This is a genomic window from Sphingopyxis sp. NJF-3 (genome assembly GCF_053514865.1).
Window position 1 is genome coordinate 3,837,145 of sequence record NZ_CM130726.1, and the last position, 11,732, is coordinate 3,848,876.

The 11,732-nt window shown below is 69.2% G+C and carries 12 protein-coding genes; 3 read left to right on the plus strand and 9 right to left on the minus strand.

The window, feature by feature from the left end; genetic code table 11:
• Position 1: 1 nt before the first annotated feature.
• From pdeM to ACOTSS_RS18540, 4 genes are all read right to left on the minus strand, one after another.
• The gene (pdeM, locus tag ACOTSS_RS18525) at positions 2–718 is read right to left on the minus strand and encodes a ligase-associated DNA damage response endonuclease PdeM (protein ID WP_448689424.1); all 717 of its coding nucleotides are present in this window, start codon (positions 716–718) and stop codon (positions 2–4) included.
• 40 nt (positions 719–758) lie between these two features.
• Positions 759–1,823 carry a retroviral-like aspartic protease family protein gene (locus ACOTSS_RS18530; protein ID WP_448689425.1) on the minus strand — a complete coding sequence of 355 codons (1,065 nt, stop codon included), beginning with the start codon at positions 1,821–1,823 and terminating at the stop codon, positions 759–761.
• Positions 1,824–1,887: 64 nt separating this feature from the next.
• Positions 1,888–4,296 carry a ligase-associated DNA damage response DEXH box helicase gene (locus ACOTSS_RS18535; RefSeq protein WP_448689426.1) on the minus strand — a complete coding sequence of 803 codons (2,409 nt, stop codon included), beginning with the start codon at positions 4,294–4,296 and terminating at the stop codon, positions 1,888–1,890.
• 297 nt (positions 4,297–4,593) lie between these two features.
• On the minus strand, positions 4,594–5,268 hold the full coding sequence (locus ACOTSS_RS18540; RefSeq protein ID WP_448691376.1) for a hypothetical protein: 675 nt from the start codon (positions 5,266–5,268) through the stop codon (positions 4,594–4,596).
• Here ACOTSS_RS18540 and ACOTSS_RS18545 point away from each other — a divergent pair.
• Positions 5,267–5,557, plus strand: a complete 291-nt coding sequence (locus tag ACOTSS_RS18545) for a hypothetical protein (protein ID WP_448689427.1) — start codon at positions 5,267–5,269, stop codon at positions 5,555–5,557. The genes ACOTSS_RS18540 and ACOTSS_RS18545 overlap by 2 nt on opposite strands.
• On the opposite strand, the gene ACOTSS_RS18550 is transcribed toward ACOTSS_RS18545, so the two are convergent.
• The 3 genes from ACOTSS_RS18550 to ACOTSS_RS18560 are packed head-to-tail and all read right to left on the minus strand — an operon-like array spanning position 5,554 to position 6,829.
• A complete protein-coding gene (locus ACOTSS_RS18550; protein ID WP_448689428.1) occupies positions 5,554–6,024 on the minus strand; it encodes an SRPBCC domain-containing protein in 471 nt (156 codons plus the stop codon). The two genes, ACOTSS_RS18545 and ACOTSS_RS18550, sit on opposite strands and share 4 nt — an antisense overlap.
• Positions 6,021–6,359, minus strand: a complete 339-nt coding sequence (locus ACOTSS_RS18555; protein ID WP_448689429.1) for an ArsR/SmtB family transcription factor — start codon at positions 6,357–6,359, stop codon at positions 6,021–6,023. Before ACOTSS_RS18555 ends, ACOTSS_RS18550 begins: the two co-directional genes overlap by 4 nt.
• Entirely contained in the window at positions 6,356–6,829 is a 474-nt protein-coding gene (locus ACOTSS_RS18560) for a VOC family protein (protein WP_448689430.1), read from the minus strand. The genes ACOTSS_RS18555 and ACOTSS_RS18560 overlap by 4 nt, the downstream gene beginning before the upstream one ends.
• A gap of 245 nt (positions 6,830–7,074) precedes the next feature.
• Here ACOTSS_RS18560 and ACOTSS_RS18565 point away from each other — a divergent pair, with 245 nt between their 5' ends.
• Entirely contained in the window at positions 7,075–8,004 is a 930-nt protein-coding gene (locus tag ACOTSS_RS18565) for a glutaminase (protein ID WP_448689431.1), read from the plus strand.
• A 3-nt stretch (positions 8,005–8,007) separates the two neighbouring features.
• Here ACOTSS_RS18565 and ACOTSS_RS18570 read toward each other — a convergent pair whose 3' ends face one another.
• Together ACOTSS_RS18570 and gyrB are read right to left on the minus strand one after the other, a co-directional pair.
• The gene (locus ACOTSS_RS18570) at positions 8,008–8,439 is read right to left on the minus strand and encodes a septal ring lytic transglycosylase RlpA family protein (RefSeq protein ID WP_448689432.1); all 432 of its coding nucleotides are present in this window, start codon (positions 8,437–8,439) and stop codon (positions 8,008–8,010) included.
• A gap of 105 nt (positions 8,440–8,544) precedes the next feature.
• Positions 8,545–11,091 carry a DNA topoisomerase (ATP-hydrolyzing) subunit B gene (gene gyrB, locus ACOTSS_RS18575; protein WP_448689433.1) on the minus strand — a complete coding sequence of 849 codons (2,547 nt, stop codon included), beginning with the start codon at positions 11,089–11,091 and terminating at the stop codon, positions 8,545–8,547.
• A 107-nt stretch (positions 11,092–11,198) separates the two neighbouring features.
• Here gyrB and ACOTSS_RS18580 point away from each other — a divergent pair, with 107 nt between their 5' ends.
• Complete coding sequence (locus ACOTSS_RS18580) at positions 11,199–11,645, plus strand: hypothetical protein (protein WP_448689434.1); 447 nt, start codon at positions 11,199–11,201, stop codon at positions 11,643–11,645.
• The last annotated feature ends 87 nt before the right edge of the window (positions 11,646–11,732 follow it).

Sequence of the window (11,732 nt, forward strand, 5' to 3'; positions counted from 1 at the left end):
ACTAGATTTTGGCGCGAATCCGGCGTGCCGTAGCGTCATCCCGTTCCGGGCCGACACACGGGACGCGGAGCAGCCGCCCGCGCGCCGCGAGCATCGCTTGATAGGGGCCGGAGAAATTCGCCGCGATGGCCGCGTCCGCGACGTCGAGCCCGCCGGTGAAGCTGCCGAAAGCGGGAAGGATCAGCCGCTGCGCGTCGCCCGCGAAGCAGGGGCGCGATACGCCGCGGCCGCGCACGGTCAGGCGAAGCTTGGGGTGAAAATGGCCCGATATCTCCGGGAGCGTCTCTGCCGCGCGGCACTGGTGGCGCAGCACGATGCCGTCGACGACCATTTCCTCGGCGACCTCGCCCCCCCATGCGCCGCCCGACAGGCCATCGTGATTGCCCGCGATCCAGACGAGGCGCGTCGCGGCGGTCTGCGCTGCGAGCCGCGCCGCGACGGCGGGGACGATGCGCGCCGCGGCATCGCGATCGTGAAAACTGTCGCCGAGGCACCAGATCGCGCGCGCGCCGGTCTCCGTCGCCAGCCGCGCGAGCCGGTCGAGCGTGTCGTGGCTGTCATAGGGGGGCAGCGGCTGACCGTGGCCCGCGTACCAGCTCGCCTTTTCGAGATGGAGGTCGGCGACGATCAGCGCGCCGTGGCGCGGCCAGAACAGCGCCCGGTCGGCAAGCATGGCGAAGGATTGGCCGGCAAAGGAGAGGGTGGGAGCGGGCGGCATGTCGCCGCTATGACGCGGCCGGCATCCGGCGGCAAGGCTGCTATCCCCCGCGCTTCCAGCCCGCCGCGGCATAGCGTTGCCCGGTTTCGCGTCGCGCGCCGCTCGGCATGTCGAGCACGACGCGCTTGTTGGGAAAGTCGATCTCGACGCGGTCGAACAGCGACAGGCTGTCCATCCCCAGCAGCAGCGCCGGCCGGTCGCCCAGGCCGAGCGCATCGAACGCCTTCGAATCGGCGAAGGAAACGGGCAGGTCGTTGATGTTGATCCCCTCGATCTCGATCCGTTTGATCGCGGTGCGCATCGCCGGAACATCCTCGCCGGTCACCGCCCCGAGCACCGCGGGGTAGAAGGGCATGGTGTTCTGGCGCCGCGCGGTGATCAGTTTCTGCAGCGCGAGATTGCCGACGCTCGACTGGGCGCCGGTGTCGACGACGACGTCGATGCGGCGCCCGTCGATGCGCGCGTCGGACAGGATCAGGCGGCCGGCGCTGTTGCGCGCGGTGACGACGATCGCATCCTTGTCGCGGATCAGCGGCCGCGCGTGGCGGCGGCTCGCCAGTATCTCCATCTTCTCGCCCCGGAAATCGATCAGCAGCCGGCGCTTTTCGAGCATGTCGACCCCGATCAGCCCCGCCGCGCCGATGTGGCGCCCGGCAAAGGCGGGCGCATCGAAGGGATTGAGCCGGAGGTCGGTCATTTCGAGCGAGGCGACGCGAAAGCTCGGCGCGACCGCGACCGAGGTGCCGATCGTCGCGAGCCGCAACCGCTCGCTCCGGCCGAGCCCCAGCCGGGCGGCGAGTTCGCGCGCGATGACGGTGCGCTCGGCGCCGGTGTCGACGAGGAAGGAGAAGGGTCCCTGGCCCCCGACCATGACCTGCACCGACATGCGCCGCGTCGCGTCGAGGTCGAACGGCTGGACGAAGGGGACAATATTGTCGAGATTCTCGCCGAGCGACGCGGGGTCGGGAACCGGCGCCGCAGCGGGCGTTGGCGCCTCGCGCGCGGGCGGCGGCGCGGGCGCGACCGGCCCCGGCGTCGCGCCGGCGAGCAGCGGCGCGGCGAGCAGCAGGGGCCAAAGTGGTGACCGGACGGCAATCGGCGTCATATCGGCATCCCCTCCATATTTTTTGATAATTTACGCCTGATCGGACCGCTCGGCAAGCAGCGCTTCAACCCCCGCCCATCGCCGTATCGGCGAGCGCGTCGGCCAGCTCGCCGAGCAGCGCATCGTCGAGATCAGGCCCTGCGACGCTTTCGCGCCCGATCAGCACCAGAACCGGAATCGCGAGGGGGCTGATCCGGTCGAGCCGCCGGTGCACCATCGTCCCCGCCGCACGGTCGAGCAGGTCACCGAGCCGCGCAACGTCGGTCAGCCGCTCGCGCGCGTCGGCCCACGCGGCTTCGAGGAGCAGATGGTCGGGCTCATATTTCCTCAAGACGTCAAAGATCAGGTCGGTCGAAAAGGTCACCTGCTTGCCCGTCTTGCGCTTGCCCGGATGCTGGCGCTCGATCAGCCCGCCGATCACCGCGACCTCGCGAAAGGCGCGCTTCAGCAGGTGCGACTGCTCGACCCATTCGACGAACTCGTCGGACAGGATTTCGGCGTCGAACAGCGCTTCGGGGTTCGTCACCGGGCGCAGCGACCAGATGGCGATCGCATAATCGGACGCGACGAAGCCGAGCGGCTGCAGCCCCACGCGCTCCATCCTTTTGGTGATCAGCATGCCGAGCGACTGGTGCGCGTTCCACCCCTCGAAGGGATAGCAGACCAGATAATGATGACCCTCGTGCGGAAAGGTTTCGACGAGCAGTTCGCCGGGGCGCGGCAATACCGAGCGCAGCGCCTGCATCTCGAGCCAGAAGCGGACGTCCTCGGGGAAGCGCGCCCAGCTTGCCGGATCGGCGAGGAAACCCCGCACCCGGTCGGCGAGCCGCGTCGAGATGGCGAGGCGCGCGCCCATATAGCTCGGGATGCGCGCCGGGCGCGTCGTCGCGCGCACGATCAGGTCGGTGTCGCGAATCGATTCGACCTCGAGGCTGAGCCCGGCGAAAGCGAAGGTGTCGCCGGGGGTCAGCGTGCTCGCGAAATATTCCTCGACCTGCCCCAGCCGCCGGCCGTTCCTGAAGCGCACCGCGGCCATCGGCGCCTCGACGATGATCCCGGCGTTGAACCGATGCTGCGCCGCGAGCCGCGGATGCGAAATGCGCCAGCGACCTTGCCCGTCTGGCGCGAGGCGGCGGAAACGGTCGTAGCTTTTGAGCGCATAGCCGCCGTCGCGCACGAAGCCGAGCAAGCGCGCGAAAATATCGGCGTCGATCCACTGGTAGGGCGCCGCGGTGCGGACTTCGGCAAGCAGTTCGTCTTCCCGGAACGGCGCCGCGCAGGCGAGCGCCATCACATGCTGCGCGAGCACGTCGAGCGCGCCGGGGCGGAAGCGGTCGGCGTCGCGCTCGCCCGCCTCCACCGCGTCCAGGGCCGCGCGCGCCTCCAGATATTCGAAGCGGTTGCCGGGCACGATCAGCGCGCGGCTCGGCTCGTCGAGCCGGTGGTTGGCGCGCCCGATGCGCTGGAGCAGCCGCGACGATCCCTTGGGCGCGCCCATCTGGATCACGCAGTCGACGTCGCCCCAGTCGAGCCCGAGGTCGAGGCTCGCGGTCGCGACGAGAGCGCGCAACCGCCCCTCCGCCATCGCGGCCTCGGCACGCTGGCGCGCCTCGCGGTCGAGACTGCCGTGGTGGATCGCGATCGGCAGCGACAAGTCGTTGACCTTCCACAATTCCTGAAAGATCAGCTCGGCGAGCCCGCGCGTGTTGCAGAAGATGATCGTCGTGCGGTTCTTCGCGACCTCGGCCATCACCTGATGCACCGCATAGCGCCCCGAATGCCCCGCCCACGGCACCGCGCCCTCGGGGAGCAGGATCGCGATGTCGGGCTCGGCGCCGGGCTCGCCCTCGACCAGCGTCACCGCGCCCGCATCGGCGCCGGGCGCCAGCCACGCGGCATATTGCGCGGGGTCGGCGATCGTCGCCGACAGGCCGACGCGGCGAAGACCGGGCGCGAGTCGCTGAAGCCGCGACAGCGCGAGGGACAGCAGGTCGCCGCGCTTGCCGGGCGCGAAGGCGTGGATTTCGTCGATCACCACCGTCTTCAGATCGGCGAACATCGCGAAACTGTCGGGATAGGAGAGCAGCAGCGACAGCGACTCGGGGGTGGTCAGCAGGATGTTCGGCGGCTTGGCGCGCTGCCGCGCCTTCCTGTCCGACGAGGTGTCGCCGCTGCGGCTCTCGACGCTGATATCGAGCCCCATCTCGGCGATCGGCCCCAGAAGGTTGCGCTCGACGTCGGCGGCAAGCGCCTTCAGCGGCGAGACATAGAGCGTGTGCAGCCGGTCCGACGGACGTTCGGCGAGGTCGGCAAGGCTCGGCAGAAAGCCCGCGAGCGTCTTGCCCGCGCCCGTCGCGGCGACGAGCAACGCATGCTCGCCGCGCTCCGCCGCCGCCAGCATTTCGGCCTGATGCCGCCGCACCCGCCACCCGCGCGCGGCGAACCAGTCGGTGAAGGCGGCGGGGAGCGGCATGGCGAAGATGTGGCGCCGCACGCGGCGGCGGGCAAGGCCCGGGTTGATTTCGGCGGAGCGGCGACCGGTAGCGGCCGATAGTGGCCATATCTTCTCCCCTCCCTTCTAGGGAGGGGTTGGGGGTGGGTAGCCGCCGAAGGCGGCGTTCTTTGTAAGCTCGCTCCGCTCGCGCACCCACCCCTAACCCCTCCCTAAAAGGGAGGGGAATGGCTCAAATCCACCCAAAACTGACATCGCCAAAGACCGCGCCACATGAAGCTGCGGGACCGTGTCCCGGCCGCGCTGCCCGACCCTCGGCTAGCGGCCCGAGCCGGAACGCCGCCCGACGCCGTAATCGATCCGGATCCGCACCCAACTGCCCACCAGCAGCCGTCCGCTGCGCCGTGGAGGCCGCACCCTGAATTGCCATGCGGCGGCGAGCACCGCGCGATTGATCTGCGAGCCATAGGGATATTCGTCGAGCCCGACGCAATCCTCGACGCGATAGTCGGGCGCCGTGCGGCAGGCGATCAGGCCCCAGCCGGGCCCGCTGGCGGTCGACAGATATCCGCGCAGCTCGTCATCGCTCGGCTCGCGGTACCAGCTGGCCGCATAGAGCGGCTCGCCATTGGGGGCCGTGCCCACCTGCTCGGTGTCGCGGGATGCGGATCTTCCGATATTGGGCGGCCCATAGACCCGCCCGTCGGATGGGCGAAGGACGGCCTGGGGAACCGGCTGTGCGGGCGGTTGCTCGCTCGGCAGCGGCAGCGGCGGCGGCGGCGGCGGCGGCGGCGCGGCCTGCGGCGCGGCGACCGGCGGGGGCGGTTGTTCGATGGCTTCGGGCCGCGGCGGCGCGGGCTTCTCCTCCGCCGGCTGTCGCTCGCGGCCCTGTTCGGGCGACGCCTCCGAATGTCCGGCGGGCTCCAGCGTCACGAGCGTGACGCGCTCCTCCCTGCTGACGCTTCGCTCTCCCAGGCCAAAGGTGAGGAGCATGAGCAGCAAGCCGCCCGTGATGAGCAAGGCCAGGCCTATCGCAAGCGTGCGCCGCCCCGCGCCGATGCCGACCGGTTCGAGGGAGCGATGGGCCGGCGTCGGGCCCGGCCGGAGCAGTCCCTGGAGGCGGCGAGCGCTGATCGAGAGGCCCGGCGGCGACATCCGCGCGGGGATAGGGGGCGTCCGGGTCGATGACAAGGGCGCCGCGCTGGTCCGCCTGAAGTGTCGTGCGTTTAACCTGATCCATCTTCCCGTTGAAGTGATGCTGATTAAGCGCACGACGCCCTAAAACCGCTCCGCCACCCTCGCCAACAGCGCTCGCCAATGCTCGCCCAGCCGCCGCTGGAACAGCATCAGCTCGAACCCGTGCCGTGCCGCATGGCGCTGCGGGATCGCGTCCCAGCCGCGATGCTCGACCGTCACCCGCGTCTCGCCGCCGACCGGCTCGAATCGCACCTCGACCTCGGTCGCCTGATCGGCGGCGAAGCTCGGAAGCCGCCAGCCGAAGGCGAGCCGTTCGCCGGGGAGCCAATGCGCGACCCGGCCGATCTCCCACTCCTCGCCGTCGGCGAAGCGCGTGACGAGCCGGCCGCCGGGACCTTCGGGGTCGAAGCGCAGCGTGCCGTCGCCCGTCGGCGAAAGCGGAAAGAGCGGATGGCTCGCCCACCAGCGGCCGATGTCGCGGGTGAAGGCGGTGAAGGCCGCCAGCGGCGTCGCGGCAACACGCAGCGCGACGATCACGGCCGCGCCGCTCACGCGCTATCCCCGGCGCCGCCTTCGACGTGGCGCTTGAAGGCGGCGAGCTGGTGCGCCCAGCGCGCCTCGGTCGCGGCGAGCCAGGCCTTGAGCTCGTCGGTCGCGCCGTCCTTGAGCGTATAGATGCGGACCCGCGCGTCGAACGCCGGATGCCCGTCCTCGACCAGTCCGCCGGCCTTCAAGGCGCGCAGATGGCGGCTCATCGCCGGGGGTGCGAGGCCGAGCGCGCCCGCGAGTTCGCCCGCGCTCCGCGGCCGCTCGCCGAGCAGCTCGATCGCGCGCCGCCGCACCGGGTCGGCGAGCGCGACGAGGGTGCGGTCGAGCGCGGCGCTCAATCGTCGAGCCGCGTCTGGGTGGTGAAGCCGCCCTCGGCGTCCCATTCCTCGGCGGTCTTCGCCTCGACCGTCACGCCGAAGGTCCAGATATGCCCCTCGGGGTCCTTGGCGCGATAGGTGCGGTCGCCATAGAATTGCGTCTCGGGCGCGGCGATGATCTCGGCGCCCGCAGCGCGCGCGCGGTCGCAATGCGCATCGATATCCTCGCCCGCGCCGAGCTGGACGTGCACCGACTGCGTATTCTTGCCGCCGATCGATTTCGGGCTCTTGTGATCGTCCGACCATTCGTTGCCGACCATCACCACCGACGTGCCATAGCCCATCTCGCTGTGCGCGAGATTGCCGCCCTCGTCGAGCAGCACGAACAGGGGCTCGAAGCCGAACGCCTCCTCGAGCCAGCGAAAGGCCGCCTTGCTGTCCTGATAGCTGACGGCGCTCGAAAGCCCCTTGGGGCGCGATGCTTCGGTCATGTTGCTTCTCCCGAATCGGTAAGGTAATTTCCATTACATATAATATTTTCCAATTAATGAAAATATATTTTTGTCACCCTGAACTTGTTTCAGGGTCCATGGCCCGATCCTTTCGACCCGTATGGCGTTTGAGGAGAGGGCCGGTCATGGATGCTGAAACAAGTTCAGCATGACGTGGGGAATGGATGTCGCCCCGGACAGGAAAGGCGTTTCATTCCATCGCAATCTTGCGTTACCCCTATGTCATGACCAACCATCTCGCGCGCTGCGTTGCCGAAGCCTATGAGCAGGCGCTTCCCCACCGCGGGACGGGGCGCGTCGCCGATTATATTCCGGCGCTGGCGAAGGTCGATCCGAACCGCTTCGGCTTCGCGCTCGCGCTCCCCGACGGCACCGTCCATGCGCGCGGCGACGCCGACGAGCCCTTCTCGATCCAGTCGGTGTCGAAGGTCTTCACCCTCGCGCTCGCGCTGCGGCGCGTCGGCAGCGCGCTGTGGGACGGGGTCGGACGCGAGCCGTCGGGCAGCGCCTTCAACTCGATCGTCCAGCTCGAAAGCGAGGGCGGCATCCCGCGCAATCCGTTGATCAACGCGGGCGCGATCGCGACGAGCGACCGGCTGATCGACACGCGCAGCGCCGACGCGGCGGTCGACGAGATTCTCGATTTCATCCGCGCCCGCGCCGGCGATGCGGGGGTCGCGATCGACCCCGAGGTCGCGGCGTCCGAATCCGAAACCGGCGCGCGCAACCGCGCCCTCGCTCATTTCATGGCGTCGTTCGGCAATCTCCGCCACCCGGTCGAAACCGTGCTGTCGGTCTATTTCCGCCAATGCGCGATCGCGATGAGCTGCCGCCAGCTCGCGCGCGCGGGGCTGTTCCTCGCGATGGACGGCCGCGACCCGCTGACCGGCGAGCAATTGATCGAACCGCACCGCGCGCGCCGCATCAACGCCATCATGATGCTCTGCGGCCATTACGACAATTCGGGCGAGTTCGCCTTTCGCGTCGGCCTGCCGGGCAAGAGCGGGGTCGGCGGCGGCATCTTGTGCATCGCGCCGGGGCAGGGGTCGATCGCGGTCTGGTCGCCGGGGCTCACCGAGGCGGGCACCTCGCGCGTCGGCGCGCTCGCCCTCGAACATTTCGCCTATGCGGCGGGCTGGTCGGTGTTCGACTGAGGATCAGTCGGCGACGCCGGCGACCTCGGTCCCCTCGGCGCCGTCAGCAACATCGGCATCCGCGTCGAGCAGCGTCATGCTGACCTTCGCGGTGCCGCTGCGGTGCATGCCGATCTCGCGCGCGGCGGCGTGGCTGACGTCGATCACCCGGCCGCGGCTGAACGGGCCACGGTCGTTGATGCGGACGACGACGCTCTTGCCGTTGGCCATGTTGGTGACGCGCACCCGGCTGCCGAAGGCGAGGGTGCGGTGCGCAGCGGTCAGCTCGTCGGGGTCGAAACGCTCGCCGCTCGCGGTGCGGTTGCCGGCGAGCTCGTCGCCATAATAGCTCGCCATCCCGCTGCCGATCTCTGTGCTGTCGTCGGCATTCTGCTCCTGCGCGGCGACCGGAATCGCGAGCAGCAGCGGCAGGGCCATGACCATAAAGCGGCGCATATCAGCCTCCCCCTTGTCAGGTGGGCGGCATCAAGCAGCGCGCGCGCCGGGCCGCAAGGCGTCAGCGCCGCGCTGGGCGGAAACTGCGCCTAGCCGTTTCGGCGATCAGACGTCGAGATTGGCCACCGACAGCGCGTTGGTCTGGATGAAATCGCGTCGCGGCTCGACCTCGTCGCCCATCAATCGCTCGAAGATTTCGTGCGCGACGTCGGCCTGTTCGGCCTCGACGCGCAGCAGCGAGCGGTTGGCGGGGTCGAGCGTGGTTTCCCACAATTGCTCGGCGTTCATCTCGCCCAGCCCCTTGTAGCGGCTGATGCTGAGCCCCTTGCGGCTGTGCGCGAAGATCGCGTCGAGCAATTCGGACGGGCGCGTCACCGGGCTGGCCTTGGCGCTCGGTGCCGCGGCGGTCTCGCCCTCGCCGTCCTCGTCGGCGGGCTCGGCTTCGACCGTGGCCGCGCCGCTCGCCTTCACCAGCCGCGCGGGGCCGGCATAGGTTTCGGCCTGTTCGCCCGCGAGCTTGTGGAGGCGGCGCGCCTCCTGGCTCGCGAGGAAAGCGGCGTCGACGACATGGTGGTCGCTGACCCCGCGCCAGCGGCGTTCGAGCGTGTAGCCGCCGCCTTCGACCGCCTCGACGGTCCACACCGCCTCATTGCCACCGGTCAGCGCGCGCTCGGCAGCGCCCAGCCACTGCGCGGCGGTCGCCGCGGCGCTGAGCCGCCCCGCCGTGTCGAGCGCCGGATCGAGCGCGCCGGTCAGCGCCAGCGCCTCGACGAGCGCATGGTCGAGCGTGCGCGGCACATAGCGCATCAGCGCGCGGAGCCGGCGCGCATGGTCGATCAGCCCGCGCAGATCCTGCCCCGACCGCGCTCCGCCCGCGCTTTCGAGCAGCAGCGCGTCGATGCCCGCGTCGACGAGATAATTTTCGAGCGCGGTATCGTCCTTGAGATAGACCTCGCTCCGCCCCTTCGCGACCTTGTAGAGCGGCGGCTGGGCGATGTAGAGATGGCCGTTCTCGATGATCTCGGGCATCTGGCGATAGAAGAAGGTCAACAGCAGCGTGCGGATATGCGCGCCGTCGACGTCGGCGTCGGTCATGATCACGATCTTGTGATAGCGCAGCTTGTCGATCGTGAATTCGTCGCGGATTCCGGTGCCGAGCGCCTGGATCAGCGTTCCGACTTCCTTCGACGAGATGATGCGGTCGAAGCGCGCGCGCTCGACGTTCAAGATCTTGCCCTTCAGCGGCAGGATCGCCTGGACATGGCGGTCGCGGCCCTGCTTCGCCGAGCCGCCCGCCGAGTCGCCCTCGACCAGGAACAGCTCGCACTTGCTGGGATCACGCTCCTGGCAGTCGGCGAGCTTGCCGGGCAGGCTGGCGATGTCCATCGCGCCCTTGCGCCGCGTCAGCTCGCGCGCCTTTTTCGCGGCTTCGCGTGCGGCGGCGGCGTCGACGACCTTCTGGATCACCGTCTTGGCGTGCGAGGGGTTTTCCTCGAGCCATTCGGTCATCCGGTCGGCCATCAGGCTTTCGAGCGGCTGGCGGACCTCGGACGACACGAGCTTGTCCTTGGTCTGCGAGCTGAACTTGGGATCGGGCAGCTTGACCGAGACGATCGCGGTCAGCCCTTCGCGCATGTCCTCGCCGGTCAGGCTGACCTTCTCCTTCTTGAGCAGCCCCGACTTCTCGCCATAGCCGTTGAGGGTGCGCGTCAGCGCGGCGCGGAAGGCGGCGAGGTGCGTGCCGCCGTCGCGCTGCGGGATGTTGTTGGTGAAGCAGAGGACATTTTCATAATAGCTGTCGTTCCACTCGAGCGCGACGTCGATGCCGATGCCGTCGCGCTCGCTGCTGATCGCGATCGGATCGGGCAGCAGCGCATTCTTGTTGCGGTCGAGATATTTGACGAACGCCGCGATCCCGCCCTCGTAGAACAGGTCGTGCGTTTCATGCTCGGCATGGCGCGCGTCGACCAGCTTGATGCGGACGCCCGAGTTCAGGAAGGCGAGCTCGCGATAGCGGTGCTCGAGCTTCTCGAAATCGAATTCGGTGACATTCTTGAACGTCTCGGTCGACGCCTGAAAGGTGACGCGCGTGCCCTTCTTGCCCGCGGGGGCGGGGCCGCGGACGACGAGCGGAGCGACCGAATCGCCATGCTCGAAGCGCATCCAATGCTCTTCGCCATCGCGCCAGATCGTCAGTTCGAGCCATTCCGACAGCGCGTTCACCACCGAAACGCCGACGCCGTGGAGGCCGCCCGACACCTTGTAGGCATTGTCGTCGCTCGTATTCTCGAACTTCCCGCCGGCGTGGAGCTGGGTCATGATGACCTCGGCCGCCGAAATGCCCTCCTCGGCGTGGATGCCGGTCGGGATGCCGCGGCCATTGTCCTCGACGCTGACCGATCCGTCGCTGTTGAGCGTGATCAGGACGAGGTCGCAATGCCCCGCGAGCGCCTCGTCGATCGCATTGTCCGACACTTCGAACACCATGTGATGCAGCCCCGACCCGTCGTCGGTGTCGCCGATATACATGCCCGGCCGCTTGCGCACCGCGTCGAGGCCCTTCAGCACCTTGATCGAATCGGCGCCATAGGCGTTGGCATTGGGCTGCTTGGCGCCGCCTTCGGGCGCCAGGTTTTCAGGGGTGTCCGTCATGCCCATCATATAGGGTCGGGGGCGGCAAAACCCAAGCGAAAATGCGCCTCTGCGCGCGCTTGCGCGGGGCGTTGCACCCACGCCTCGCGGCGGCTAGTTTCACCGGCATGACATCGCCCCTTCCGCTTCGCCCCATCCTCGCCGCCCTCACCCTTTCGGCGCTCGCGCTCGCCGGCTGCTCGCAGCCCGCGCCGCCCGCCGACAATGCCAGGGTCGCGGGCGGCGAGCCGGTCGCGACGCGCGCGGTGATGATCGGCACCGAAGGACCGACGCTCCCCGCCTGCTCGAGCATCAGCCGCGTCAAGGACGGCGGCACCGACGTCTATTGGGCGCCGGGCGAGACGCGCGCCGTCAAGGCGAAGCTCGCGGGCGGCACGCCGGTGTCGCTGTGCGAGGCGGCCGACAACGACGCCTGGTTCGGCATCGTCTTCCCCGCGCCGGGCACCGACAAGGACATGTGCGGCATCGGCCGCTCGGTCGCCAGCGCGCGCGAATATCAGGGGCCGTGCCGCTGGGGCTGGATCCGCGGCGGCACCGTGCGGCTGGGGGCCTGACTTAGAGCCTGATGACATGGCTTTGCCCCATCGTGATCGCCCTGTGAAGGACGCCGGCGAGGAGCGGGGCGCAGCGCGGGCTGGTGG

Bases quoted from the DNA above. Each gene is read 5' to 3' on its own strand.
- pdeM (WP_448689424.1), bottom strand. From the start codon at position 718: ATGCCGCCCGCTCCCACCCTCTCCTTTGCCGGCCAATCCTTCGCCATG.
- ACOTSS_RS18530 (WP_448689425.1), bottom strand. From the start codon at position 1,823: ATGACGCCGATTGCCGTCCGGTCACCACTTTGGCCCCTGCTGCTCGCC.
- ACOTSS_RS18535 (WP_448689426.1), bottom strand. From the start codon at position 4,296: ATGCCGCTCCCCGCCGCCTTCACCGACTGGTTCGCCGCGCGCGGGTGG.
- ACOTSS_RS18545 (WP_448689427.1), top strand. From the start codon at position 5,267: ATGAGCAGCAAGCCGCCCGTGATGAGCAAGGCCAGGCCTATCGCAAGC.
- ACOTSS_RS18540 (WP_448691376.1), bottom strand. From the start codon at position 5,268: ATGCTCCTCACCTTTGGCCTGGGAGAGCGAAGCGTCAGCAGGGAGGAG.
- ACOTSS_RS18560 (WP_448689430.1), bottom strand. From the start codon at position 6,829: ATGACCGAAGCATCGCGCCCCAAGGGGCTTTCGAGCGCCGTCAGCTAT.
- ACOTSS_RS18565 (WP_448689431.1), top strand. From the start codon at position 7,075: ATGACCAACCATCTCGCGCGCTGCGTTGCCGAAGCCTATGAGCAGGCG.
- ACOTSS_RS18570 (WP_448689432.1), bottom strand. From the start codon at position 8,439: ATGCGCCGCTTTATGGTCATGGCCCTGCCGCTGCTGCTCGCGATTCCG.
- gyrB (WP_448689433.1), bottom strand. From the start codon at position 11,091: ATGACGGACACCCCTGAAAACCTGGCGCCCGAAGGCGGCGCCAAGCAG.
- ACOTSS_RS18580 (WP_448689434.1), top strand. From the start codon at position 11,199: ATGACATCGCCCCTTCCGCTTCGCCCCATCCTCGCCGCCCTCACCCTT.